23 protein-coding genes are annotated in these 25734 nt (G+C 72.0%); 7 read left to right on the top strand and 16 right to left on the bottom strand.

The window, feature by feature from the left end:
• Positions 1–198: 198 nt before the first annotated feature.
• Complete coding sequence (locus V9U70_RS08980) at positions 199–768, top strand: GNAT family N-acetyltransferase (protein ID WP_336673951.1); 570 nt, start codon at positions 199–201, stop codon at positions 766–768.
• Between the two features lie 45 nt (positions 769–813).
• Here the strand turns inward: V9U70_RS08980 and V9U70_RS08975 are convergent, their stop codons facing one another.
• The 6 genes from V9U70_RS08975 to V9U70_RS08950 all read right to left on the bottom strand — a co-directional run bounded on the left by V9U70_RS08975 (position 814) and on the right by V9U70_RS08950 (position 8160).
• Entirely contained in the window at positions 814–2358 is a 1545-nt protein-coding gene (locus V9U70_RS08975; protein WP_336673950.1) for a type IV secretory system conjugative DNA transfer family protein, read from the bottom strand.
• A gap of 1 nt (position 2359) precedes the next feature.
• Positions 2360–3778: an ATP-binding protein gene (locus V9U70_RS08970; protein ID WP_336673949.1), complete on the bottom strand. Its 1419-nt coding sequence runs from the start codon at positions 3776–3778 to the stop codon at positions 2360–2362.
• 79 nt (positions 3779–3857) lie between these two features.
• Positions 3858–5387: an SCO6880 family protein gene (locus V9U70_RS08965; RefSeq protein ID WP_336673960.1), complete on the bottom strand. Its 1530-nt coding sequence runs from the start codon at positions 5385–5387 to the stop codon at positions 3858–3860.
• 20 nt (positions 5388–5407) lie between these two features.
• Positions 5408–6754: a hypothetical protein gene (locus V9U70_RS08960; RefSeq protein WP_336673948.1), complete on the bottom strand. Its 1347-nt coding sequence runs from the start codon at positions 6752–6754 to the stop codon at positions 5408–5410.
• Complete coding sequence (locus V9U70_RS08955) at positions 6744–7613, bottom strand: DUF8175 domain-containg protein (RefSeq protein WP_336673947.1); 870 nt, start codon at positions 7611–7613, stop codon at positions 6744–6746. Before V9U70_RS08955 ends, V9U70_RS08960 begins: the two co-directional genes overlap by 11 nt.
• A gap of 238 nt (positions 7614–7851) precedes the next feature.
• Positions 7852–8160, bottom strand: a complete 309-nt coding sequence (locus tag V9U70_RS08950) for a hypothetical protein (protein ID WP_003968086.1) — start codon at positions 8158–8160, stop codon at positions 7852–7854.
• Between the two features lie 583 nt (positions 8161–8743).
• Between V9U70_RS08950 and V9U70_RS08945 the strand changes: the two genes are divergently transcribed.
• Positions 8744–9739, top strand: a complete 996-nt coding sequence (locus tag V9U70_RS08945; RefSeq protein WP_336673959.1) for a C40 family peptidase — start codon at positions 8744–8746, stop codon at positions 9737–9739.
• A 349-nt stretch (positions 9740–10088) separates the two neighbouring features.
• Complete coding sequence (locus tag V9U70_RS08940; RefSeq protein WP_336673946.1) at positions 10089–10820, top strand: phosphatase PAP2 family protein; 732 nt, start codon at positions 10089–10091, stop codon at positions 10818–10820.
• Positions 10821–10956: 136 nt separating this feature from the next.
• Here V9U70_RS08940 and V9U70_RS08935 read toward each other — a convergent pair whose 3' ends face one another.
• Entirely contained in the window at positions 10957–12591 is a 1635-nt protein-coding gene (locus tag V9U70_RS08935) for an FAD-binding oxidoreductase (protein WP_336673945.1), read from the bottom strand.
• Between the two features lie 52 nt (positions 12592–12643).
• Positions 12644–12856 carry a hypothetical protein gene (locus tag V9U70_RS08930; protein WP_336673958.1) on the bottom strand — a complete coding sequence of 71 codons (213 nt, stop codon included), beginning with the start codon at positions 12854–12856 and terminating at the stop codon, positions 12644–12646.
• Positions 12857–13107: 251 nt separating this feature from the next.
• Here V9U70_RS08930 and V9U70_RS08925 point away from each other — a divergent pair, with 251 nt between their 5' ends.
• Together V9U70_RS08925 and V9U70_RS08920 are read left to right on the top strand one after the other, a co-directional pair.
• The gene (locus V9U70_RS08925) at positions 13108–13959 is read left to right on the top strand and encodes an SCO4651 family lipoprotein (protein WP_336673944.1); all 852 of its coding nucleotides are present in this window, start codon (positions 13108–13110) and stop codon (positions 13957–13959) included.
• Between the two features lie 218 nt (positions 13960–14177).
• Positions 14178–14423 carry a hypothetical protein gene (locus V9U70_RS08920; protein WP_336673943.1) on the top strand — a complete coding sequence of 82 codons (246 nt, stop codon included), beginning with the start codon at positions 14178–14180 and terminating at the stop codon, positions 14421–14423.
• Between the two features lie 59 nt (positions 14424–14482).
• On the opposite strand, the gene V9U70_RS08915 is transcribed toward V9U70_RS08920, so the two are convergent.
• Positions 14483–14863, bottom strand: coding sequence for a metal-sensitive transcriptional regulator (locus tag V9U70_RS08915; protein WP_336673942.1), 381 nt, complete (start codon positions 14861–14863; stop codon positions 14483–14485).
• A gap of 245 nt (positions 14864–15108) precedes the next feature.
• Between V9U70_RS08915 and V9U70_RS08910 the strand changes: the two genes are divergently transcribed.
• The gene (locus tag V9U70_RS08910) at positions 15109–15729 is read left to right on the top strand and encodes a DUF47 domain-containing protein (RefSeq protein ID WP_336673941.1); all 621 of its coding nucleotides are present in this window, start codon (positions 15109–15111) and stop codon (positions 15727–15729) included.
• Between the two features lie 5 nt (positions 15730–15734).
• On the top strand, positions 15735–16733 hold the full coding sequence (locus tag V9U70_RS08905) for an inorganic phosphate transporter (RefSeq protein WP_336673940.1): 999 nt from the start codon (positions 15735–15737) through the stop codon (positions 16731–16733).
• Between the two features lie 137 nt (positions 16734–16870).
• Here the strand turns inward: V9U70_RS08905 and pstB are convergent, their stop codons facing one another.
• The 7 genes from pstB to V9U70_RS08870 all read right to left on the bottom strand — a co-directional run bounded on the left by pstB (position 16871) and on the right by V9U70_RS08870 (position 25135).
• Entirely contained in the window at positions 16871–17647 is a 777-nt protein-coding gene (pstB, locus tag V9U70_RS08900) for a phosphate ABC transporter ATP-binding protein PstB (RefSeq protein WP_336673939.1), read from the bottom strand.
• Positions 17648–17686: 39 nt separating this feature from the next.
• Positions 17687–18772 carry a phosphate ABC transporter permease PstA gene (pstA, locus tag V9U70_RS08895; RefSeq protein WP_336673938.1) on the bottom strand — a complete coding sequence of 362 codons (1086 nt, stop codon included), beginning with the start codon at positions 18770–18772 and terminating at the stop codon, positions 17687–17689.
• A complete protein-coding gene (pstC, locus tag V9U70_RS08890) occupies positions 18769–19770 on the bottom strand; it encodes a phosphate ABC transporter permease subunit PstC (protein WP_336673937.1) in 1002 nt (333 codons plus the stop codon). The genes pstA and pstC overlap by 4 nt, the downstream gene beginning before the upstream one ends.
• 174 nt (positions 19771–19944) lie before the next feature.
• Positions 19945–21081 (bottom strand): phosphate ABC transporter substrate-binding protein PstS, encoded by a 1137-nt coding sequence (gene pstS / locus V9U70_RS08885; protein WP_336673936.1) that lies wholly within the window; start codon positions 21079–21081, stop codon positions 19945–19947.
• Positions 21082–21274: 193 nt separating this feature from the next.
• A complete protein-coding gene (locus V9U70_RS08880; protein ID WP_336673935.1) occupies positions 21275–21724 on the bottom strand; it encodes an NUDIX hydrolase in 450 nt (149 codons plus the stop codon).
• Entirely contained in the window at positions 21721–22896 is a 1176-nt protein-coding gene (locus V9U70_RS08875) for a CHAD domain-containing protein (protein WP_336673934.1), read from the bottom strand. The genes V9U70_RS08880 and V9U70_RS08875 overlap by 4 nt, the downstream gene beginning before the upstream one ends.
• Entirely contained in the window at positions 22883–25135 is a 2253-nt protein-coding gene (locus V9U70_RS08870) for an RNA degradosome polyphosphate kinase (protein WP_336673933.1), read from the bottom strand. The genes V9U70_RS08875 and V9U70_RS08870 overlap by 14 nt, the downstream gene beginning before the upstream one ends.
• Between the last annotated feature and the right edge of the window lie 599 nt (positions 25136–25734).

Raw genomic sequence — 25734 nt, 5'->3', positions numbered from 1 at the left:
CCGCCGAACAATTTTTCCGGGAAAGCCCCGTGCCTTGTGGCACGGGGCTTTTCTGCGTTCCGGTCCCGAACGGGCTCCCTGCTTTCCTCAGCCCCAGGCCCCCGCGGCCTCCTGCCGGCGTGGCCAGTCCCGTGGTGTATGCCGGATGCGGGTTTTTAGTCGGTTGAAAGGGGCGAGGGCGGCGGCGAGGATCGGGGCATGGACTATGTGATGCGTGCGGTGCGGGCCGAGGAGTGGCCGCTGGCGCGGCAGTTGCGGCTGGACGCGCTGCGGGACCCGGTGGCCTCCGTGGCGTTCCTGGAGTCGTACGAGGAGGCGGTGGCCAAGCCGGACGCGTTCTGGCGGGAGCGTACGGCCGGCGCCGCTGAGGGCGGGGGCGGGCGTGTGCGGCAGTTCGTCGCGGAGGGGCCCGAGGGGGCGTGGGTCGGGACGGTGACGGTGCTGGTCGAGCGTCCGGAGGACGACGTGCGCTTCGGGGAGGCCCCTGTGGTGGACCAGGGGCACCTGGTGGGTGTGTACGTGCGTCCGGAGGCGCGCGGGACCGGGGTGACGGACGCTCTGTTCGGGGAGGCCGTGGCGTGGGCCTGGTCGCTGCCGGAGCCCCGGTTGGAGCGGGTGCGCCTGTATGTGCACGAGGACAACCCGCGTGCCGCCGCGTTCTACCGGCGGTTCGGGTTCGTGCCGTCGGGGCGGTGCGTTCCGGCTCCGGGCGGCGGGGGCGCGCAGGAGGTGGAGTACGAGCTCACCCGGGGGGCCCGGGTGGCGTAGGGCCTCCTGCTGCCCCGGGGTGGTGCGGGCGGCAGGGGCTGCCGTTCAGCCGGTGCCCGGCGCCGGGGCGTGCAGCCGGTCCTGCCAGCGTGCCCGGCCCTGTTCCGGGGAACGGAGCAGCACGAGGGCGGGCATGCCGTGGTCCTGACCCGTCGCCAGGAGGTCCGGGAGCTGGGGGAGGGGCGCCACGGCCGCGATGTCGTCGAGGACGAGCGTCATTGGTGGGTCGAGCCGACCGTCGGGTGACCGTGCGGCCACGCGGCGGCCGTGCTCGACCACGTCTGCGGCGAGCGCGGTGAGGAGGGGCATCGCGCCGGGGTGGGAGCGCGGGTCCTCGATGGGTTCGCCCACCAGGTACAGCGTTCCCCCTTCCGCGGCGAAGGAACCCAGGGCGAGGGAATCGGCTCGGTTCGCGGTGCACGCCTCGCGGATGTGGACCGTGGACAGTGCGGCGAACGCCCGGGCCGTCAGCTCCTGTGCCACCTCGCGCCGTTCCGGATAGGCGCTGAGTGCCGACTCCAGCAGTCCGGCGAGTCCGGACGCGGCCTTGGGGTGCGTACGGAGGAGGCGTACCGGTTCGTGGGCGGCGGACCCGGAGGCCCAGCGGAGGACCTGGCGGAAGGGCCGGCCGTCCACCGCGGCGGCGTGCAGCCAGCACCGCAGGAGGGTCTGCGCCGTGTCCGCCACGGCCGCGTCGATCCTGGCCTGCGGGCGCACCGGGGCGAGCAGGGCGGCCGCGCGGGCGGTGGCGGTGTCGGGGTGCTCGCAGCCCGCCGTGGGGGACCAGTGGAGGCGGGCGGGGGTGTCGCAGAGGTGGCCGGGGTCGTAGAGGAGGACCGGGCCGAGTTTGCTGCGGGCGTCCTTGGTCTCGGTCCACACGGTGGGGTCAGAGGTGACGACGAGCGCGGGACCCTCGGCTTCGTGGACGGCCTGGACGACGGTGGGGCGGCGGGCGGGCGCGGGCGCGTAGACGAGGAGGGGCGCGCGCGGGGAGGGGAGGAGGGCGGCGGCTGGGGTGGGGGCCGGGGGCTTGTCCGTCGTCGCGTCCGGTTCCGCTTCCGCCCGGTGGAGTGGGGCGTGGGGGGTGAGGTGTTTCGTGGGGCGGGCCGCGGTGGGTTCCAGGGGCGGCCGCGGGGATCGCTCGTCGGCGGGCGTGATGCGGGCCGGTGGGGCGTGGGGGGCGAGGGGCTGGTTCTCGCGGCGTCGTTCCCGTACGGCACGTCCGCGGGCCACGGCTCCGAGGGTGAAGACCGTCAGGACGGCCAGCACCATCAGTTCGCCGATGAACAGGCCCCAGAAGAGGCCGTGTCCGGAGAGCTGGGCGGGGGGCGTCTGCGGCCAGGCGGCGGGAAGGTCCTGGGGGGCGCCGGCCAGTTCGCGCAGGGCGAGCGGGGTCCGGGTGAACGACACTCCCTCCGGCCAGGCGCCGTGGGCCAGGAGCCCGGCCAGGCCGGTGGCCGTCCAGCCGACGAGGGTGGCCGCGAGGAGGAGGCCCAGGAGGCCGATCAGCAGGCCGTCCGGGATGCCGCCGCTCTGGCCGGGGCCGCGCTCCCTGCCCGGTCCCGGGTGCTGCGCTGCCTGGCGTGTCACGTCATGCCACCGTTGACTCGGACGACTCGTTGCGGCGTTGCTGGTGTTCGATCCTGGCCGCCCGCTGTTCCGCCTCCAGCTCGGCGGCGCGTACGTCCTCCGGCAGGAGGTCGTCGGAGGAGCCCTCGGTCATGGCGCGGTCGGTGAAGACCAGGGGGCGTTCCGCTTCGGTGATCAGGTGTTTGACGACCTGGACGTTGCCGTTGACGTCCCATACGGCGATGCCGGGGGTGAGGGTCGGGATGATCTCGACGGCCCAGCGGGGCAGGCCGATGACCCGTCCGGTCGCTCTGGCCTCGTCCGACTTCTGGGCGTAGATCGTGCGGGTGGAGGCCATCTTGAGGATCGCGGCCGCTTCCTTCGCCGCGGCTCCGTCCACCACGTCGCTGAGGTGGTGGACGACGGCGACGAAGGAGAGGCCGAGGCGGCGGCCGAACTTCAGGAGGCGTTGGAAGAGCTGGGCGACGAAGGGGGAGTTGATGATGTGCCAGGCCTCCTCGACCAGGAAGATGCGCTTCTTGCGGTCGGGCCTGATCCAGGTGTGCTCCAGCCAGACGCCGACGATCGCCATGAGGATCGGCATGGCGATCGAGTTGCGGTCGATGTGGGAGAGGTCGAAGACGATGAGGGGCGCGTCGAGGTCGATGCCGATGGTGGTGGGGCCGTCGAACATGCCGCGCAGGTCGCCGTCGACGAGGCGGTCCAGGACGAGGGCGACGTCCAGGCCCCAGGCCCGCACGTCGTCCAGGTCGACGTTCATCGCCTCGGCGGACTCGGGCTCGGGGTGGCGCAGTTGCTCGACGATGTCCATGAGGACGGGCTGGCGGTCGGTGATGGTCGCGGTCACGTAGACGTGGGCGACCTTCAGCGCGAAGCCGGAGCGTTCGTCGAGCCCGTGGCCCATCGCGACTTCGATGATCGTGCGGAGCAGGGCGAGCTGGCCGGTGGTGGTGATGGAGGGGTCGAGCGGGTTGAGCCGGATGCCGTCGTTCAGTGCAGCGGTCGGGTCCAGCCGGATGGGGGTTATGCCCAGCTCCTGGGCGATGAGGTTCCATTCGCCGACGCCGTCCTCGCCCTGGGCGTCGAGGACGACGACCTGGCGGTCGCGGAAGCGGAGCTGGCGCAGGACGTAGGTCTTCTCCAGCGCGGACTTGCCGTTGCCGGACTCGCCGAGCACGAGCCAGTGGGGGGCGGGGAGCTGTTGTCCGTACAGCTGGAAGGGGTCGTAGATGTAGCCCTTGCCGGAGTAGACCTCGCGTCCGATGATCACGCCGGAGTCGCCGAGGCCGGGGGCGGCGGTGGGCAGGTAGACGGCTTGGGCCTGGCCCGTCGACGTACGGACGGGGAGGCGGGTCGTCTCCACCTTGCCGAAGAGGAAGGAGGTGAAGGCGTCCGACAATGCGGACAGGGGGTCTCGCATGGTGGGGGCGCCCTCTCTTCTTGTCTCGTGGTTCGCGGGGTGGGGGCTGGCGGGAGTCGGGCCGGGGAGCGGGGCGGGGTCAGCGGCGGATGCCGGTGGCGAAGGGGAGGGTGTTCACGAAGGCGCGGTGGTGTTCGCGGTCGCACCACTCCAGCTTGAGGTAGGACTTGCCGGCGGAGGCGCGGATGGTCCGCTTGTCGCGGGCGAGGGCCTCGGGCGACCGGGACGACACCGTGATGTACCCCACGAGGTTCACTCCGGCCGCTCCGCTGGCGAGGTCTTCACCCCGCTGGTCGAGCCTGCCGTGGGCGGCGATGTCGCGGGGGTCGATGGTGCGGTTCATCTTGGCCTGGCGGCTGGCCTCCGCGTCGTCGTTGGTCTTCTCGGTCAGCATGCGTTCGATGGCGACCTCGGTGGGTTCGAGGTCCATGCAGACGGCGACGGTGCGGATGACGTCGGGGGTGTGGACGAGGAGCGGCGCGAGGAAGTTGACGCCGACGGGGGTCATGGGCCACTCCTTCACCCAGGCCGTGGCGTGGCACCAGGGGGCCCTGGTGGTGGACTCGCGGGTCTTGGCCTGGAGGAACGTCGGCTCGACCGCGTCCAGTTCGGCCGGCCAGGCGTTGCGCTTGGTCATGGCCTGGATGTGGTCGATGGGGTGGTCGGGGTCGTACATGGAGTGCACGAGGGAGGCGACACGGCTCTGGCCGAGCGGCTGGCGTACCCGGATGTCCGCTTCGGCGAGGCGCGCGCAGATGTCGGTGAGCTCCCGGGCCATGACGACGGCGAGCCCGGCGTCGCGGTCGAGCTTGCGGCCGCCGTGGGGGCGGGCGGCGCGGGCCATGGCGTTGGCCTCCGCGGCCAGTTCCCGGCTGTAGTGCATGCAGGCGACGAGGTAGGCGCGGTGTTGCTCGCTGGAGGTGGAGACCATGGACTGGAGCTGGTCGTAGGAGTCCTGGAGCCAGCCGGGGGCCGACCGGTCGCCGCGCTGGGCGACGTCCTTGGCGTGGGCGTCGGGGTCGGCGGGGAGGGTGCGGGCGAGCATCTGGAGGCGGGTGACGAAGCCGTCGCCGTTGGCCACGTGCTTGAGGAGGGTGCCGAACCGGTCGACGAGGGCCTCCTGGTCCTCGCTGTCGCGGAGGCCGACGCCGGGGCCCTCGATCTCGATGGCGGCGGTGACGGTGCGCCGGTCGGCGTGGAGGAGTACGGCGATCTCGTCGGGTCCGAAGGGGGCGGCGAGCCAGCTGATGCGGCCGATGCCGGGGGGCGGGCCGATCTCGACCTCGCGGCCGTCGGCGCTGACGCCCGCTTCCATGGCGCCGGAGCGGTAGGCGGTGCCGCGGCGCAGGGAGCGCTTGAAGCTGCGGTTGATCTCGAACCACTTGTAGAAGGTGCGGCCCCTGTACGGGACGTAGACGACGGCGAGGGCCAGCAGGGGGAAGCCGACGAGGCAGACGATGCGCAGGGAGAGGACGGGGACGAGGAGTCCGCTCATCATGCCGAGGAACGCCCCGGCGATGATCAGGGCGATCTCGCCGGTCTCACGGTTCTTGCCGACGATCGCGTTCGGCCGGGCGCGGCCGATGAGATACGTGCGGCGGGGCGTCATCGTGGGGGAGTGGGCTGTGGTCAACGCCCTCCACCTCCTGTGCTCGGGTTACCTGTGCTGGGTCCGCCCGCGGCTCGTGGGGAGCGGCTGGTGTGGGGGGTGCCGGAGCTGCTGCGGGGCGCGGGCGCGGCGGAGGTGCGGGAGCTGTGTGCGGCGACGCCTCCGCTGGCCGGGTTGGCGGGGCGGGCGCCGCCCCCCGAGCCCGAGCTGTTCTGGTCGTTGCGGCCGCTGTGGGTCTTGATGCCCTGGGAGACGAGGGCGGCCGGTGAGCTGATCAGGGCGGCGGCCTGGGAGCCGTCGGTGGCCTGTTTGCGGTTGGTGCGGGCGCCTTGGATCTCGTCGCCGAAACCGGGGACGAAGCGGTAGATCATGGCGGAGGCGAAGATGGCGAGCAGGATGATCGCGAGGCCGGAGACGACGGCGGAGAAGGCGTCGGGGCCCTCGTTCGCGGAGAGTGCTCCGGCGAGGCCGAGGACGATGACGATGACGGGTTTGACCATGATGACCGCGATCATGATGCCGGCCCAGCGGCGGACGTGGCCCCACATGTTCTTGTCGACGAGGCCGGCGTAGACGACGATGCCGAGGAGCGCGCCGACGTAGAGCAGCGCGGCGCGGATGACGAGTTCCAGCCACAGGACGCCGGCCGCGAGGATCGAGACGAGCGAGACGACGATCAGCATGATCGGTCCGCCGCCGATGTCGGTGCCCTTCTTGAGGGCTTCGGCGAACGATCCGAAGAAGACATCGCTCTGGCCTCCGGTGGAGGAGGCGATGACGTCGGTGACGCCGTCGGTGGCGGAGACGATCGTGTAGAGGATCAGGGGGGTGAAGGCCGAGGCGAGGACGGTGAGCCAGAGGAAGCCGACGGCCTCGGAGACGGCGGTGGTGAGGGGGACGCCGCGGATGGCGCGCTTGGTGACGGCGAGGAGCCAGAGGACGAGGGTGAGGATGGTGGAGGCCGCGAAGATGACGGCGTACTGCTGGAGGAACGTGGTGTTGGTGAAGTCGACGTTCGCCGTGCTCTCCACCGCCTCGCTGAGCTTGCCGACGGTCCATGCGGCGGCGTCGGCGCAGCCTCGGGCGAGGGAGGAGAGGGGGTCCATGGCCTCCGTGGGATCGGGAGAGCCGGGGACGCTGCTGGTGGCGGCCTCTCCGTCGCCTTCTTCGCAGTACTTCTTCATGTCGCCGAAGAGGAGTGCGCAGGACGTGTTCTCGGGGCTCGGGGTCGGCGACGGGGTCGGGTCCGCGGTCGGCGTCGGCGTCGGGTCTGCGGCCGCGCGCCCGGCGTACGCGAGCGCGGCCGCCTGCACCCCGATCAGCGCGGTGGCCAGGGACCGGAAGCGGTGCTTGGGGCTACCGGGCATAAGTGAAGCCTCCGTACTCCTCGACGGCCTTGCTGATGGTGTCGGACGGGGAGGCGGGGACGTCGCCGGGGACGGGTGCCGGGCCGTCGCTCTCGGAGCCGCCGGTCACCTTCCAGTCGCCGTTCGACCAGGACAGTCGGGCGGTCCACGTCTTCCAGGTGGTGCTGACGGGCTTGGTCGTCTCCGGTCCGGCCATGCCGATGAGGCCCGTGTACCAGACGGCCACTTCGGCGGTGTCGCCGTCGTACGCCAGCACCTTCGTGCCCATGGGGACGGTCCGTGAGACGAAGGTGCTGCCCTCCGGCGCCCTGCCGTCGGCGTCCAGCCCGAGGCGTGCGAGGAACTCGGGGGAATAGACCCGGTCCTGGGGGGCCCTGATCTTCTCGGCCGCGGCGGAGGTGTAGACGGTGTCGAGGATGCGGTGGCGGCTCTCCTTGGTGAACATGTCCGCCGAGCCCAGCGCCACCGCGTAGTTCGCCGCCGCGCTCTGCGCCCCCTGCTCGTCGTGGGCGAAGCCGGTGGCGACAGCGCCGTTCCTGCCCTGGGCCGGCCGGGTGCCGGTAGCGGCGGTGGGGGCGGTGTCCGCGGTCGTGGCGCTCGTGGAGCCGGGGGAGGCGCCGCTGTCGCGGCCGCCGCCGCGGTTGGCGAAGGCGATGGCGGCGACGAGGAGGACCACGATGCCGGTGATCATGACGAGGGAGCGGGACGTGCGGGCGGGGCGGCGCCCGTGGGGCAGGCCCGCGTCGCCGTCGGGGAGTCGGGTGCGGGTCTGACGGGTGCCGCCCAGGGTGCTGTACGGGTCGTCCGAGCGGCTCCCCCGGTCCTTGCCGCGGTAGTCGTGCTCGTCACCGGGACTCATGCCGCGTTCGCTCCCTCGGTCGTGCGCGGTTCTGCGCAGGACGACGGTAGCCGTGCTGGTTGCCGCGTGCGCGCGGTGGAGTGACTCGACATCAGGGAAACGCGACCTCAGCCGGTGGGTGCGACAGGCGGATGGGGGGAGCCGGGCGGGGACGGCCCGGCCGGGAGGGCGTGGTCGGGGGCGGCCCGGTCAGGACCGCCCGGTCGAAGCCGCCCGGTGAGGGCCGGCGAACGGCTGGTCAGACGGCCATCCCGTAGACGATGGTGAACAGGGTGCCGAGGGAGCCGATGATGAAGACTCCTGTCAGACCCGCCACGATCAGCCCCTTGCCCTGCTCCGCGCTGAACGTGTCGCGCAGTGCCGTCGCGCCGATGCGCTGCTTGGCCGCGCCCCAGATCGCGATGCCGAGGCAGAGCAGGATGGCGATCGCCATCACCACCTCGATCATGATGCGAGCCTCGTTGCCCAGCGTGCCGAACGGCCCCCAGTCCGGGGCGATTCCGCCGATGATGGTGGTGATGTCGCCCTTCTCTGCTGCCAGGATCATGTAAGTCACCGCCCCTGTTGGGTAGTTCGCTGCCCGTCCCGTTCTGGTGCGGGTCGCCTTCTATCTTCGCTGATGAAACCGCGCTCGCACGACGTCTTCCCGGGTCTCTTTACCCGCATCTCGCACGCTTGACCGGAGTGGCCGCCCTGACCTGCGGTTCCTCCCGGCGCGCGCACATGTCTGGTCACTCTGTGTATCACGGGGTGTGACCGCGAGCAATGACGGTGGCCATGGGTTCCTGGCGCGCTTGCGGCGTTCGCGGGGCACGGCGTGTTCGTATGCGCCGTTCGAGAGCCGTCGGCGCGCCCTCAGGGCCGATGATGCGCCCTCAGGCGGGGCGGCGCGGCGCTGCCTTGCGGTCGCGCGGTGTCCGGCGGCGGGTGCGCGCTCCCGGTCAGGCAGCCGGAGGGCAGGCGCGTACCGTCCCCTGGGCCGGCCGGTGAGGGCGGGGCTGATGGGGGGCCGACGCCCCCCTGTGCTTCGGGTGCGCCGGTGGTGTGCCGCGGATGACTCGTACACACCCGCGAAAAAGGCTCTGAAGTGCTCTGCGATGGGGGATGGTTGAGGGGTGCGGAAATTCTGGGTGTTCGGTGGCATCGGTGTCGGCATGGCGCTGTGCTTCATGGCGCTGCTCGTCGTCGGCACGTACTCGGCCGCCGCCGGTCTCGCGGGCGCGGGCGGTGGCGGGGCGATCGCGTTGGCCAAGGGGGCGGTCCCGGCGCGGTTCCAGCCGCTCGTGCAGAAGTGGGGCAACCTCTGCCCCGCCATCAACCCGGCCCTGCTGGCCGCTCAGCTTTACCAGGAGAGCGGCTGGAACCCGAAGGCGCAGAGCCACGCGGCCGCCCAGGGCATCGCGCAGTTCATCCCCGGCACGTGGGCCACGCACGGGGTCGACGGCAACAACGACGGCAAGCGGGACGTCTGGGACCCGGCCGACGCGATCCCCTCGGCCGCTTCGTACGACTGCGAGCTCGCCCAGTACGTGAAGTCGGTGCCGGGCGACCCGACGAGCAACATGCTGGCCGCCTACAACGCGGGTCCCGACGCGGTGGTCAGGTACGGCGGTGTTCCGCCGTACTCGGAGACGCAGAACTACGTCAGGATCATCCGCTCGCTGGAGAAGAGCTTCGCCCGGCCCGTCGGCCGCGTCGAGCCCTCCCGGCAGGCGGCCGCAGCGCTCCACTTCGCGCAGGACCGGCTCGGTACGCCGTATCTGTGGGGCGGCAACGGGACGCCGGAGCAGCAGGGCCGGTTCGACTGTTCGGGGCTGACCCAGGCGGCGTACCGGACCGTGGACATCGAGCTGCCGCGGGTCGCCAACGACCAGTACAACGCGGGGCCGCACCCTTCCCGGGACGAGCTGCTCCCGGGAGATCTGGTCTTCTTCTCCGATGATCTGACCAACTCGCGGGCGATCCGGCACGTCGGGCTGTACGTCGGGGGCGGCTATATGATCAACGCGCCCTACACCGGGTCGGTGATCCGGTTCGACAAGATCGACACGCCGGACTACTTCGGTGCGACGCGGGTCACCCGGGAGGGCGCCGAGGCGCTCCCGACGGATCTCCCCGCGGGGTGAGGAATGTCTTCCGGAGGGACGACGCGGGCTGACGGGGAGTCGGCGATGGCCGGAACTCTCCGTGAAGCCTGGGCCCTGAGCTGCGACGACGAGTCACTCTTCGATAACGTCATGGTGATCATTCGGTGGAGAGTGGAACGCACACGACGGCCGAGCCGTTCCCTGGACGGGAGGCCGGTGACCGGTCCGGCGCGCGCAGCCACATCGCGCGCGCGGAGCGGCGCGGCGGCCCCGTGCAGCAACGGGATCGCACCGACTACGGGGGTTCGACCACGGGGGTTCGACCACGGCGGCGCGCAAAGACGCGCGTCGCAACAGAAGAAGCAGACAAGGCAAGGGGCCGCAGCAGATGGCTGGACTCGAACTCGACGGGTCGAACCCGGACGTCAGTCTGCTCAACGACATCAACGGGCTGGCGAAGGCCGCTCCCACCTGGTTCGACCGGGTCATGGAGTTCGTCGGCGAGTACGGGATCATGTTCGGCCTGGTCCTGGTGGGCCTGTGGTGCTGGTGGAGCATGCGCAAGCGCGGGACGGCCGAGGACGCGGTGACGGCGGCCGCCGCCATCGTCTGGGCCCCGCTCGCGGCCGCGATCGCGATCCTGGTCAACATCCCGATCCGCGGATTCGTCGAGCGGCCACGGCCCTTCAACGACCATGAGGGCCTTGAGGTCCTGATCCACGGCAAGACGGACTACTCCTTCGTCAGCGACCACTCCACCCTCGCGATGGCCATCGCCGTCGGCATCTTCGTGGCCAACCGCAAGTTCGGGTTCGTCGCGCTCGGCCTCGCGTTCTTCGCGGGCTTCAGCCGGATCTACATGGGCGTCCACTACCCGACCGACGTGATCGGCGGGTTCGCCCTCGGCACGGCCGTCGTCCTGCTGCTCGCCCCGCCCGCCATGGCCCTGCTGACCCCGCTGATGGCGGCGGTCTCCCGCTCGGAGCGCGTCGGCTGGTTCGTCCGGTGCCGGAAGGCGGCCGCCGCGTGCGCCGACGAGCAGGGGGAAGCGATGGACATACCTCAGTCGCGCCCGCGGCCCGGACGGAGCAACCCGGGGGAGAAGGACCTGGCCGCCTGACGGCCCTCCCGCTCCGACCGCCCCTGCCCCCGGCAGGGGCGGTCGTGTCAGGGGGCGTCCCGGGCGAGGTGCGTCCCAGCGGCGTGCGCCCCCCTTCTCCCTGCCGGCCGCCGCCCCTCCCCGGCCCCGGGCCGTCTCAGATCGCCTGGGGGAACGTGCTGAACAGCCCCTTCGGGTCGTACCTCCCCTTCACCCGCCGCAGCCGGTCCGCCGCCGGCCCGTAGTAGGCCTCGCGCCAGTTCGTCAGCAGCGGGTCGGGATAGTTCTGGTAGGCCGCGCCCGAGGCGTGCCGGCGCATCGCCCCATGCGTGGTTTTCAGCCACGCCCGCTGGACGGCCCCGGACCGGTCCGGGCTCCAGGACGCGACGTACTGCGCGAGCACCCGTGAGTTCCGGTGGACGAACGCGGTCTCCCGGACGCCGACACGGTTCGTCGCCCCGCCCAGCGCCGTCAGGATGACGGAACCGCTGCCGCCCTCGGCCGAGCCGATCCTGGTGAACGCCTCCGCACGGTCGAGCAGGGCGCGCACCCCCGCGGGGGAGAGCACCCTGTCGTAGAAGTCCGACGCCGAGACGTACGTCTCCCGTCGCAGGGCGCCCTCACGGGAGCGGCCGGGCGTGGAGCCCGGCAGCCGGCACTGGTCCTCGTCCAGCCCCGCGCAGCCCGCGTGGACCAGCATCGCCTCCTCGTAACCCCGTCGGTACAGCGACACGGAGGAGGCGGAGGCCCCGGCCCGGTCCGCCAGGCGGTCCAGCGCGTTCTGCAGCTCGCCGTAGCCGCCGAGACTGAACGCGGAGACCGTGAAGGTGGGGTCGACGCCTCCGGGGCCCGCGCCCAGGTTCACCGCGGACCAGATCTCGTCCGGCTGGTCGGGGCCCCACCGCTGCCAGGCGTCCAGGACCGCCCGCGCCCGCGACCAGGGCCAGGTCAGGTAGGCCACGACGGTGCGCGGGGCCGGGTGGGTGCGGAAACGCAGCTCTGTCACGACGCCGAAGTTGCCGTTGCCTCCGCCGCGCAGCGCCCAGAACAGGTCCGGGTGGTGCGTCGCGTCCGCGGTGAGCGTGCGGCCGTCCGCCGTGACCAGGGTGGCCGCGGTGAGGCTGTCGCAGGTCAGGCCGTAGGCGCGGGAGGCCACTCCGTGTCCGCCGCCCAGTGTGAGGCCGGAGATCGCGACGGTGGGGCAGGAGCCTCCCGGTACGGTCCGGCCGTGCGCGGCCAGGCTCCGGTAGACGTCGACGAGCCGGGCCCCCGCTCCGATGACGCCGTCCCCGCCGGCCCGCGCGAGCGAGGAGACGTCGACGACCAGGCGGCCGTCGCCGCTGGACCAGCCGGTGTACGCGTGGCCGCCGCTGCGGATCGCCACGGGGACGCCGGAGGACCTCGCGAAGGCGAGGCACGTGCGGATGTCGTCCTCGTGCCGGACATACGCCACGGCCGCGGGCTTCAGGGAGTCGAACCGGGTGTTGTAGAGCTGACGGGCCGTGGCGTACGCGCTGTCGTCCGGCCGTACGAGGGGGCCGTCGAGGCCGCGGCCCAGCGCGGGCCAGTCCGCCGCCGCTGGCCGGGAAGCCGTGGGCGCGGGCGTGGCGGGGGCGGCCGGCACCGGGGCGTGGCGGCCGTCGGCCCGGCCGGGGGCGGTGCACGCGGTGGCGGCGGCCGTCGCGGCGGTGGCCCCGAGGGCGAGAGCGGTGCGCAGCAGGGCGCGGCGGCCCGGCGGGGGTGGCCCGGTGCCGGGCGGAGTGGGGCGGGGCGGCTGGTCGGGGCCGTTCATGGGTCCTCCAGGTCGGGCTCCGGCCGGCCGGAGCGTGCGGTCGGCCGGCGGGTCAGAGGAGGGCGAGATGCGCGGCGGCGTCGGTGCGGGCCCGGTCCCGTGCCCGGCGCGCCGGTCCCGACCAGCCGCAGGTGCAGCGCGCCAGGCAGAACGAGCCGCGCTCGACGGTCGTGGTGCTGTGCCCGGCCGAGGGGGCGGGCGAGGGAGAGGCGGGGGGCGGGGGGCCCGGTGCGGCGGCCGGGGCCGGCGGGGCGACGGATGTCATCCGTGGAGTGAGGAGGCGGCCGATGCGGGAGCGGGGGACGGCGGTGCGGGCGGGGGCGGGGAGTTCCTCATGCACGGGACCACGGTACTGGCGGCGGTCCCGTGGCGGGAGCCGGAAGCCCGGGTCGTCCGTCCTGCGGGGGCCGTCCTGCCGGGCGGGTGCGGCGGCGCGGCGTGACGGGGGGCGTCGGTGGTCGTTATGCGAGGCGGTGGGGGCTCGGCCGGGTGGTAGTCGTTGGGGGTTGGCAGGCGATGGCGGTGCAGCAGTACAGGTACGGACGTGGGGCGCGCGCTGCCTGTGTCCTCGCCGCGGCCGGGGTGGTCGCGGTCGCCGCGGGGTGCGCCGGAGGCGACGGCGGGAGCGACGGGTCCGGGCGGCGCGCGGTGGCCGCGCAGCGCCCGCTCGATGTGCTCGACCGGGCCGCTGACCAGCTGGTCGAGGCGGGCGGCGCGGAGACGCGTACGTCGATGGAGACGGCGGCCGGCGGGACGCGGGTGACGATCCGGGGGCAGGGCGCCTACGACTTCCGTCGGCAGATGGGGCGGCTCAAGGTGGTGCTGCCCAAGGACACCGCGGGCGCGGACGACCAGCGGCCGATCACGGAGCTGCTGACCCCCGGTGCGCTGTACATGAAGAACCGCGGAGCCGGGGTCCCCGACGACAAGTGGGTCCGGATCGACACGACCGCGCTGAAGGACGGCAACCTGGTCACGGGCGGGGTCACCGACCCGATGGCCGCCGCCGAACTGCTGCGGGGGGCCGAGGACGTGACGTATGTGGGGGAGACCGAGCTGGCCGGGGTGACGGTGCACCACTACCGGGGCGTCGCCGACCTCGGCCGGGCGGCGCGGGCCGCCTCCCCGCTGTCGCGCGGGGCGCTGGCCGCCGCGGCGAAAGGGTTCAGCAAGGACGCCGTCCCCTTCGAGGCGTATCTGGACGAGGACGGGCTGCTGCGGAAGGTCCGCCACCGCTTCAGCTTCTCCTCCGAGGGCCCGGAGGTGTCGGTGGTCTCGACGCTGCTGCTGTACGGGTTCGGGCTGCCGGTCACGGTGACGCTGCCGGACGATGGGGACATCTACACCGGCGCGATCCGCCACGGATGACGGCGAGTCCGGGGACCGGGCTGCGGGCGACGGCTCCTGGCAGAGGGCCCGCACGCACGGCCCCGGGTCCGGGCGGAGAGGGCGGTCCGGCTGGGGCGGGCCGGGTGGAGCGGCCCGTTGGGAGGGGGTCGGCATGGTCCCTGCGTGCCATGCGCGGCGCGGGCCGCGCTGCCTACTCTGGGAAGCCCGTATGCCGGGGCCGACGACGGCAGAGAGAGGTGACGCAGGTGGTGACGCTCAGCGCTCCGAACGCCCAGGACCGTGTGGCCCTCGCCGAGATCGAGCTGTGCGGCGAGCTGATGATCGCCGCGTCGGCGGCCGGCGAGGAACGCCTCAGCCCGGACCGTATCGACGAAGTGCTCAACGTGCGGCGCGAGGCGCGCGACCGGGGTGACGCGTGCGGCCTCCGGCGGGTGGAGCCCCGGACGGCGACGGTCCCCCGGCAGGCCCTTCGCCGGCGGTGACGTGAGGGCCGGCGCGGGTCCGGGGGCCCGGGGTCCGGTGCGGGGGGCGTGGCCGGGGCTCAGGTGCGCAGCAGGCGGGCGATCGCCTTCGTGGCCTCCTCGACCTTCGCGTCGACCTCGTCGCCGCCCTTGACCGCGGCGTCGGCGACGCAGTGGCGCAGGTGTTCCTCCAGCAGCTGGAGGGCGAACGACTGGAGGGCCTTCGTGGAGGCCGACACCTGGGTGAGTATGTCGATGCAGTAGACGTCCTCGTCGACCATGCGCTGGAGGCCGCGGATCTGGCCCTCGATGCGGCGCAGTCGCTTGAGGTGTTCGTCCTTCTGGTGGTGGTAGCCGTGAATGCCGCGGTCGTGGTCGGTGACGACGTCCGCGGGGGCGGCCGTCGTGTCCGGGGCCGCCGCGCCCGCCGATTCCGTGCCGGTGGTCCCGGTCGTGGTCATGTGCGTCCTCCGTTGTCCTCAAGTGGCCTTGCGCCGCCGCCGCGCCGTGGTGCGGTGCCGTCCTGCCGCGCCTCACCCCGCCATACCCCTGCCGGGTATATCCTACCGAATCCTGCCGAAACGTGACCGGGGGTCCGTTCTGATCACTGTGCCCGATGGGCGACACTGAAGAACGCCGGTTAGCCGTGGCCGGATGATGCGCCTAGCATCAGCCTGACCGAATCCAATGCATCCGAGGACCCCACGTGCGCTTTCGTCTGACCCCCAGGGAGACGAGCTTCTACGACATGTTCTCCGCGTCCGCGGACAACATTGTCACGGGCTCGAAACTCCTGATGGAACTGCTCGGGGCGGATTCTGCCTCCCGAGTCGAGATCGCGGAGCGTATGCGGGCAGCGGAGCACGCGGGGGACGACGCGACCCACGCGATCTTCCACCAGCTGAACTCCTCCTTCATCACGCCGTTCGACCGTGAGGACATCTACAAGCTGGCGTCCTCGCTCGACGACATCATGGACTTCATGGAGGAGGCCGTCGACCTGGTCGTCCTCTACCAGGTCCAGGAGCTCCCCAAGGGCGTGGAGCAGCAGATCGAGGTGCTGGCGCGGGCGGCCGAGCTGACCGCGGAGGCCATGCCGGGGCTGCGGACCATGGACAACCTCACGGAGTACTGGATCGAGGTCAACCGCCTGGAGAACCAGGCCGACCAGATCCACCGCAAGCTGCTGGCCCACCTGTTCAACGGCAAGTACGACGCGATGGACGTGCTGAAGCTGAAGCAGATCGTGGATGTGCTGGAAGAGGCGGCCGACGCGTTCGAGCACGTCGCCAACACCGTGGAGACCATCGCGGTCAAGGAGTCCTGAACCCCGTGGACACCTTTGCGCTGATCGTGACCATCGGTGTCGCGCTCGGCTTCACGTATACGAACGGCTTCCACGACTCCGCCAACGCCATCGCCACCTCGGTCTCCACCCGGGCCCTGACGCCGCGTGCGGCCCTGGCGATGGCCGCGGTGATGAACCTCGCCGGCGCCTTCCTGGGCCAGGGGGTCGCCAAGACCGTCAGCGAGGGCCTCATCGCCACGCCCGTGGGGCAGAAGGGGATGGGCATCCTGTTCGCGGCGCTGGTCGGCGCGATCATCTGGAACCTCGTCACCTGGTACTTCGGCCTCCCCTCCTCGTCCTCGCACGCCCTGTTCGGCGGCATGGTCGGCGCCGCGCTGGCCGGTGGGACGGACGTGATCTGGTCCGGGGTGCTGGAGAAGATCGTCATCCCGATGTTCATCTCCCCGTTCGTCGGTCTGCTGGTCGGCTATCTGGTGATGGTCGGCATCATGTGGGCGTTCCGGAACGCCAACCCGCACAAGGCCAAGCGCGGCTTCCGGATCGCGCAGACGGTCTCGGCGGCGGGCATGGCGCTCGGCCACGGTCTCCAGGACGCGCAGAAGACGATGGGCATCGTGGTGATGGCCCTGGTCATCGCGGACATCGAGGGCCCCAACGACGAGATCCCGGTGTGGGTCAAGATCGCCTGTGCGCTGATGCTCTCCCTCGGCACGTACGCGGGCGGCTGGCGCATCATGCGCACGCTCGGCCGCAAGATCATCGAGCTGGACCCGCCGCAGGGCTTCGCGGCGGAGACGACCGGCGCGTCGATCATGTTCGGTTCGGCGTTCCTGTTCCACGCGCCGATCTCGACGACGCACGTCATCACCTCGGCGATCATGGGCGTCGGCGCCACGAAGCGGGTGAACGCCGTGCGCTGGGGCGTCGCGAAGAACATCATTCTGGGCTGGTTCATCACCATGCCGGCTGCGGCGCTGGTCGCCGCGCTGAGCTACGGAGCGGTGCTCCTGCTCTTCGGCTGAGATCCGCCGCCGGTCCGGTGCGGCAGGTGACACGTGTGGGTCCGCCCCCGCTCTCGTAGGAGAGCGGGGGCGGACCCTTTCGCCTTGTGGTGGCACCGCCATGCAGCACCGCAAGGCCGTTCTGGGGGGCGGCCGGATCAGCCGAAGCGGCCGGAGATGTAGTCCTCCGTGGCCTGGACCGACGGGTTGGAGAAGATCCGTTCCGTCTCGTCGATCTCGATGAGCCGGCCGGGCTTGCCGACCGCCGCGAGGTTGAAGAACGCGGTGCGGTCGGAGACGCGGGCGGCCTGCTGCATGTTGTGCGTCACGATGACGATCGTGAAGCGCTCCTTCAGCTCGCCGATCAGGTCCTCGATGGCGAGGGTGGAGATCGGGTCCAGCGCCGAGCACGGTTCGTCCATCAGCAGGACGTCCGGCTCGACCGCGATGGCCCGGGCGATGCACAGACGCTGCTGCTGGCCGCCGGAGAGGCCGGAGCCGGGCTTGTTGAGCCGGTCCTTGACCTCGTTCCAGAGGTTCGCGCCGCGCAGGGACTTCTCCACGACGTCGTTCAGCTGGCTCTTGCGGTAGCTGCCGTTCAGCCGCAGGCCCGCCGCCACGTTGTCGAAGATCGACATGGTGGGGAAGGGGTTGGGGCGCTGGAAGACCATGCCGACCGTGCGGCGCACGGCGACCGGGTCGACGGCCGAGTCGTAGAGGTTCTCGTCGTCCAGCAGCACCTTGCCCTCGACGCGGCCGCCGGGGGTGACCTCGTGCATGCGGTTCAGGGTGCGCAGGAAGGTGGACTTGCCGCAGCCGGACGGGCCGATGAAGGCGGTCACGGAGCGGGGCTCCACGGTCATCGAGATGTCCTCGATGGCTTTGTGACTGCCGTAGTAGGCGGTGAGGCCGCTGATGTCGATGCGCTTGGCCATGGGAATCACTGCTTCTTTCGAGAGGTCGCTGTGGCCGCGTCAGCGACCGGTCTTCGGGGCCTTCCAGCGGGCGATGCCGCGGGCCACCAGATTCAGGATCATGACGAAGGCGATGAGCACCAGTGCGGCGGCCCAGGCGCGGTCGTAGGACGCGACCTCGCCGACCTTGTACTGCTCGTAGATGTAGAACGGCAGAGAGGACTGCGCGCCTTCGAAGGGGTTCGTGTTGATCAGCTGGCTGCCGAAGACCAGCAGGATGATCGGCGCGGTCTCACCGGCGATGCGGGCGATGGCGAGCATGACGCCGGTGGTGATGCCGCCGATCGCGGTCGGCAGGACCACCTTCAGGATAGTGCGCCACTTCGGGATGCCGAGCGCGAGGGAGGCCTCGCGGAGCTCGTTGGGGACGAGCTTGAGCATCTCCTCGGTGGAGCGGACTACGACCGGGACCATCAGGATCGTCAGGGCCAGCGCGCCCATCAGGCCGGACGGCTCCAGATTCGCCATCAGCATGATCGACAGGATGAAGAGACCGGCCACGATCGACGGGATGCCCGTCATCACGTCGACGAAGAAGGTGACGGCCTTGGCCAGCGAGCCCTTGCCGTACTCGACGAGGTACACGGCGGTCAGCAGACCGAGCGGGGCGGAGATCACCGTGGCGATGCCGACCTGCTCCAGGGTGCCGATCAGCGCGTGGTAGACGCCGCCGCTGTCCTCGAACCCGAGCACACCGGCCATCGAGTGGGTGAGGAAGTAACCGTCCAGGCGCTCGGAGCCGCGGCTCACCGTCGTCCACAGCAGCGACGCCAGCGGGACGACGGCGGCCAGGAAGCAGACCCACATGATGCTGGTGGCGAGACGGTCCTTGGCCTGGCGCTGGTTCTCCACCACGGTGGTGGCGACGTAGGAGACGGCCAGGAAGAGCAGCGCGGCGATCATGCCCCACTGCACGCGGCTGTGCCAGCCGGCGGCGGTGCTGATGCCGATGGCCAGGGCGATCGAGACGGCGGCGAAGCCGACCGGGGCCAGGCGGGGCAGTGAGCGGCTGCTCAGGCTGCGCTTGCCGCCGGTGCCGGGGGGAGGCGTGGGGCGCTCGATGACGCCGGTGGGTGCGTGGCTCATGCGTTGGCCCCCGAGTACTCCTTGCGGCGGGCGATGATGAGCCGGGCCGCGCCGTTGACCAGCAGGGTGAGGACGAAGAGGACGAGGCCGGAGGCGATCAGGGCGTCCCGCCCGAACGTGTCGGCCTCTCCGAACTTGGCGGCGATGTTCTGGGCGAACGTCCCTCCGCCGGGGTTGAGCACGTGCAGCGAGATGATGAAGCTCGGGGAGAGGACCGTGGCGACGGCCATCGTCTCGCCGAGCGCCCGGCCCAGGCCCAGCATCGAGGCGGAGATGATGCCGGAGCGGCCGAAGGGCAGCACCGAGAGGCGGATGACCTCCCAGCGGGTGGCGCCGAGGGCGAGCGCGGCTTCCTCGTTCATCTTCGGGACCTGGAGGAAGACCTCGCGGCTGACGCTGGTCACGATCGGCAGGATCATGATCGCCAGGAGGATGCCGACGGTGAAGAGCGAGCGGGGGACGCCGATCTCGGTCTTGTCGAAGACGTACGTCCAGCTGAAGAACTGGTCGAGCCAGAGGTTGAGGCCTTCGAGGTACGGCACCAGGACGAGGGCGCCCCAGATGCCGTAGACGATGCTCGGCACAGCGGCGAGCAGGTCGATGACGTAGGCGATGGGGGCGGCCAGCTTGCGCGGCGCGTAGTGCGAGATGAACAGCGCGATGCCGACAGCGATCGGAACCGCGATGACCATCGCGATGATCGAGCTGACGACCGTGCCGAAGAGCAGGACCGCGATGCCGAAGACCGGGGGGTTCCCGGCCGGGTTCCAGTCGAACGTGGTGAGGAAGTTGCCCTCGTTCTCGGAGATGGCGATCGCGGAGCGGTAGCTGAGGAACACGGCGATCGACGCCATGATCACGAGCAGCAGGATGCCGGAGCCGCGGGAGAGGCCCACGAAGATCTTGTCGCCCGCGCGGCTGGTGGACCGGGGGCGCTGTGGCCCCTCCGCCGGCGCCGGCGGGGCCGGTGGCGTGTCTATGGGTGTGGTGGAAGCCATGGTCTTTCCGGTCTGTGTGGGGGAGCTGCGCTCCCCTGGCGGCGGTGCACCGGATGGGGTGGCGGGCCGGTCCGGAGGGGTGTGCCGGGCCGGCCTGCCGGTGATGCGTTACGTCGGTGGCGCGGGGGCCTGGCGGGCTGCCGGGGCCCTGGGGCGCCCGGCAGGCCCGGCATGCTAGGAGAGGTTGCTGACGGTCTCGCGGACCTTGGCGTTGATCTCGGCCGGGATCGGGGCGTAACCGGCGTCCGTCAGGATCTTCTGGCCGTCGTCGGAGGCGGCGTAGCCGAGGAAGGACTTGACGGTGTCGAGCGTCTCGGGCTTGTTGCCGGTGTCGCAGACGACCTCGTACGTCACCAGGACCAGCGGGTAGGCGCCCTCGGCCTTGGTGGTGTAGTCGAGCTCCAGGGCCAGGTCCTTGCCGGTGCCCTTGACCTTGGCGGCGGCGATGGCCTTGGATGCGTTCTCCGAGGTGGCCTTCGCCGGGGTGGCGCCGCCGGTGTCGATGTCCACGGTGGAGATGCCCTGCGACTTGGCGTAGGAGAGCTCGAAGTAACCGATCGCGCCGTCGACCTGCTTCACCTGGGCGGCGACGCCGGACGAGCCGGACGCGGCCTGGCCACCGGGGGCCGGCCACTTCTTCTCGGCCTCGTACTTCCACTCGTTCGGAGCGGCGGCGCCGAGGTACTTGCCGAGGTTCTGCGTGGTGCCGGAGTCCTCGGAGCGGTGGAAGGCCTGGATGGCCTTGTCCGGCAGGTCGGCGCCGTCGTTGAGCTTGGCGATCGCCGGGTCGTTCCACTTCGTGATCTTGCTGTCGAAGATCTTGGCGAGGGTCGGCGCGTCCAGCGTGAGGCTGTCGACGCCCTCCAGGTGGTAGCCGATCGCGACGGGGCCGCCGACCATCGGGAGGTTGATGCCCTGGCCGGTCTTGCACATCTTCTTCGACTCGGCGACCTCCTCGGGCTTCAGCGCCGAGTCGGAGCCGGCGAAGCCGACGGTGCCCTGGTTGAAGGCGACGATGCCCTCGCCGGAGGAGGAGGAGTTGTAGTTGATCTCCACACCGTCGCAGGCGGCCATGTAGTTCTTGACCCAGAGGTCCATGGCGTTCTTCTGGGCGCTGGAGCCGGAGGCGCGCAGCTGGCCCTCGGCCTTGCCGCAGTCGATGTCGGAGGCCGCGGTCGTCTTCTCGCCCGTGCCGGTCGTGCCGCCGCCGCTGTTGTCGTCCGAACCGCACGCCGTGAGGACCAGGGCGCCGGAGACGGCGAGGGCACCGAGCGCGGTTGCACGAAGCCGGTTCTTGCGCTGAAGCTTCACTTTCGGGTGTTTCCTTCCAGGAGCCGCCATCGTCTCTTCGTTCTACGGCGGCGTGCGATGAGGAGGGATGCTCCGGCGGGGCGCCGCGCACCTTGTACGTCCGAAATTAGGCAGAACAGGTGAAGGCGTCGACGGGGGAGGGTGAACGGAAGGTGAACCGTGTCGGGCAGGCGGGTGCGCGGGCCGGTCGCACTCAGGGCGCGGCGAGCACGTCCAGGAGGGCGTTCAGCTGGTCGTGGTCGCGGGGCTGGGTGAGCCGGGCGCGGGAATCCGCAGGTGAGAGCCACAGGATGCGGTCGACCTCGTCGTTGGCGGTGAAAGAGCCGCCCGTCGCCCGGGCCGCCCAGTAGGCGACTTCCTTGGGACGGCCGTCGACGAGGTAGCGGGCGGTCGGAAGCCGGGCGCCCGGGGCGCAGAGATGGCCGGTTTCCTCCAGGACCTCGCGCAGGGCGGCAGTCAGCGGGTCCTCGCCGCGCTTCAGCTTGCCCTTGGGGAAGGACCAGTCGTCGTACCGGGGCCGGTGGACGAGGCAGATCTCGACGCCCTCGCCGGCGGGCGCGGGACGCCACAGCACGCAGCCGGCGGCGCGGACGGTGGCGGCCGCGCCGGCCGGACCGCCGGCGCGCCGGCCGGCGGGGCTCACGGCGTCTTCGCGGCCGCCGGGTACGGCCAGGTCTCCCGGAACACCGACCGGGCCGCCTCCACCTCGTGCCGCTGGTCCGCGTGGAGCACGCCGAGCGCGTACGCGGTGGCGGGGGCGATCCGGGGGGTGCGGGCCGCCGCGGCGGCCGCGGCGGCGGCCTCCACCGCGTCCCGGTGCAGGTCGAGGGCGTGTCCGGCGCGGGCCAGCACCGGGTCGGCGGCGCCGAGGACGACCTCGTGGGCGTACCGGTGGAGGCGCAGCAGCAGCCGGGCCTGGTGCCACGGTCCGTCGTGCGCCTCGTTGTACGGCTGTGCCGTCTCGTCGGGCGGCAGGGCGGCCACCGCGGCGAAGAGGCGTTGTTCGGCGCGTTCGGCTGGTTCCAGGAGCGCGTCGGCGGCCCGGCCCGTGGCGCCGGGGCTCAGCGGGACGTCGGAGGCCAGGAGTGCGAGGGCGTCGGCGACCGCGTGGAAGCGGGAGGAGCCGAGGGCCTGGAGCGCGGCGGAGTGGGCGCGGGTCCTGGCGAGGGTGAGGCGGCGTTCCAGCAGCGCCGCGGCGCGTGCCGTCCCGACGCCGAGCGCGGCGCGGCCCTGGGCGTCGGAGGGGGCGCTCTCCCCCGTGGGTCGGGGGCTCCGCGCCGCGGGGAGGGGTGACGCGCCGGAGAGCTGGTGGAGGGCCTCCACCAGCCGGGTGAGGCGCTTGGCGTAGGCCTGTTCGCGGGCGAGGACCCCCGAGAGCCAGACCAGTTCCGTACGGAGCTGATCGGCCCACAGGGGGTCGAGCGCGTCGCGGAAGGTGTGCAGGGAGCCGCTGATCCGCCGGGCCGCGCGGCGCAGTGCGCGGGTGGCCGCCTCGGCGTTGTGGCCGCCGGCGTCCGAGGGGGCGCTGTGCTCGTGGTGCAGGCGCAGACTGCGCAGGAAGTCCGCCGCCTGCCCCCGGAGGTAGGGCGCGAGGAGGGCCTCGGTGGTCGGGGCTCCCGGCGGCCGGGGCCGGGCCGGCCGTTCCCGCTGCTCCGGGCGCCCGGCCCGGCCCGAGGGCTGCGGGGGCCCGGCCGCCGGGCCCGGGGCGGGGGCGCGTGCGGTCCCCGGAGCCGCGGCCTCCGCGGGCGCCGCCTCCCCGGCCGGGTCGGGGGCCGTCGCCGGCCGGGTCGTCGTCTGCTGGTCAGGGCGTCGCACGCCGGCGCCTCCGGGCATCGATGAGCATTTCCTGGACGTGCCGCAGCGGCTGACCGTCCGCGTCCGTGGCGTGCCGGGTCCAGTTCCCGTCGGGGCCCAGGTGCCAGGACGCGGTGGTGTCGGCCATACCGGTCTCCAGGAGTCGGCTGAGTGCGGCGCGGTGGGCGGGGTCGGTGACCCGGACCAGGGCTTCGATCCGGCGGTCGAGGTTGCGGTGCATCATGTCGGCGCTGCCGAACCACACCTCGGGCTCGCCGCCGTTGCCGAAGGAGAAGACCCGGGAGTGTTCGAGGAAGCGGCCGAGTATCGAGCGGACCCGGATGTTCTCGGAGAGCCCGGCGACGCCGGGGCGGATGGCGCAGATTCCGCGCACCCAGATGTCGACGGGGACGCCCGCCCGGGAGGCCCGGTAGCAGGCGTCGATGATCGCTTCGTCGACCATCGAGTTGACCTTGATCCGGACGTAGGCGGGGCGGCCGGCGCGGTGGTGGGCGATCTCCTTGTTGATCCGGGCGATCAGCCCGTCCCGCAGCGACTTCGGGGCGACCAGGAGACGGCGGTAGGTCTCGCGGCGGGAGTAGCCGGAGAGCCGGTTGAACAGGTCGGAGAGGTCCGCCCCGACCTGCGGGTCCGCGGTGAGGAGGCCGAGGTCCTCGTACAGCCTGGCCGTCTTGGGGTGGTAGTTGCCGGTGCCGACGTGGGAGTAGCGGCGCAGGGTGTCGCCCTCCTGGCGGACGACGAGCGAGAGCTTGCAGTGGGTCTTGAGCCCGACGAGTCCGTAGACGACGTGGCAGCCCGCCTCTTCGAGCTTGCGGGCCCACTTGATGTTGGCCTGCTCGTCGAAGCGGGCCTTGATCTCGACCAGTACGAGGACCTGCTTGCCGGACTCCGCGGCGTCGATGAGGGCGTCCACTATCGGGGAGTCGCCGGAGGTGCGGTACAGCGTCTGCTTGATGGCCAGCACGTCCGGGTCGCCCGCCGCCTGCTCCAGGAACGCCTGGACGGAGGTGGAGAACGAGTCGTACGGGTGGTGGAGCAGCACGTCGCGTTCGCGCAGGGCGGCGAAGATGTCGGGCGCGGAGGCGGACTCCACCTCGGCCAGGTCCCGGTGGGTGCCCGCGATGAACTTGGGGTACTTCAGCTCCGGCCGGTCCAGCGAGGCGATGGCGAACAGCCCCGTCAGGTCGAGCGGTCCGGGCAGCGGGTAGACCTCCGCGTCGGACACCTTCAGCTCGCGGACCAGCAGGTCCAGGACGTACGGGTCGATGGACTCCTCGACCTCCAGGCGGACCGGCGGGCCGAAGCGCCGCCGCATCAGCTCCTTCTCCAGGGCCTGGAGGAGGTTCTCCGTGTCGTCCTCCTCGACCTCCAGGTCCTCGTTCCTGGTGACCCGGAACCGGTGGTGCGCCAGCACCTCCATGCCCGGGAACAGTTCCTCCAGGTGGGCCGCGATGACGTCCTCGATGGGCACGTACCGCTGGGGAGAGGCCTCCAGGAAGCGGGTCAGCAGCGGCGGGACCTTGACCCGGGCGAAGTGGCGGTGGCCGCTGACCGGGTTGCGGACGACGACGGCGAGGTTGAGGGAGAGCCCGGAGATGTACGGGAAGGGGTGTGCGGGGTCGACGGCCAGCGGGGTCAGGACCGGGAAGACGCGCTGGCGGAAGAAGGTGAACAGGCGGGCCTGCTCCTTCTCCGTCAGGTCCGGCCAGCGGATCAGCTGGATGCCCTCGTCGGACAGGGCCGGGGCGATGTCCTGCTGGAAGCAGGCCGCGTGCCGGGCCATGAGCTCGCGCGAGCGGGTCCAGATCAGGTCCAGCACCTCGCGGGGCTGGAGGCCGGAGGCGGAGCGGGTGGCGACGCCGGTGGCGATGCGGCGCTTGAGCCCCGCCACCCGGACCATGAAGAACTCGTCGAGGTTGGAGGCGAAGATGGCGAGGAAGTTGGCCCGTTCCAGGACGGGGGTCGCGGGGTCCTCCGCCAGTTCCAGGACGCGTTCGTTGAACGCGAGCCAGCTGCGTTCGCGGTCCAGGAAGCGGCCTTGGGGCAGTTCGTCGCCGTCGCGGTCCGGCTCGTACGCGTCCGCGCCGGCGTCGAGGTCGGGGTCGAAGTCGGCGGCGGTCGAGAAGCCGACCCCGCCGGCGGCGGGGCGTGCAACGGCGCGCGGCCGGTGTGCGGCGAGGGAGCCGACGGACGGCTGGGCCGGCTGGGCGGGGGCTTCGGAGCTGGGCTGCTGGCTCATGCGCCCATTGTTCCGCGTGGAGGGCCCATGGGGCGCGTCGGAACGGGGAAAGATCGCGGAGGACCGGGAAAACCCCGGGTCACGGCGGGTGCCGCCGGGTGCGGGGCGCCCGGGGACCTCGCCACGGGCTTTCCCGTCACGACGGGGGGCGGGCACAGCTGGCTGCATTCCGTGAGGGTTGCAAGGGCGTCTGAATGGCCGGTAACGGCGACATGACGTACAGGAAGCGGTGTGCCTGCGGATCAGTCGTGCGGTCACGCTGGGTGACCGTCGCCCGTGCCTTTCCCGCGTGGGGCCCGGGCGGTCGCTCACCGGTCGTGTCCGTCCAGCCGCGGGCGCGGTGCGGGGCCGGAAGGCGGCGGAGACGGCGAGCGGCGGTCGGACCACAGCTGTGGCCAGGAGGGGAGTTCGCGTCGCGCGGCGAGGAGCCCGGCCGGGGCGGGCAGCACCCTGCCGTCCTCGGTCAAGAGGCCCCGGCGGACGTGTGGACGTGTGGACGTGCGGGCTCAGCCGGGCCGGTGGGCGGGGCTGCCGGACGGGGCCGCCGCACAAGGGGGTGTCGCCGCCCGAACACCAGGGGGGCGGCCGCCCGAACACCA

Source organism: Streptomyces pratensis (genome assembly GCF_037137275.1).
Classification (GTDB): Bacteria; Actinomycetota; Actinomycetes; order Streptomycetales; family Streptomycetaceae; genus Streptomyces; species Streptomyces pratensis_B.
Note: the sequence above shows the minus strand (reverse complement) of the source record. Positions and strands in the feature narration are given on the sequence as shown.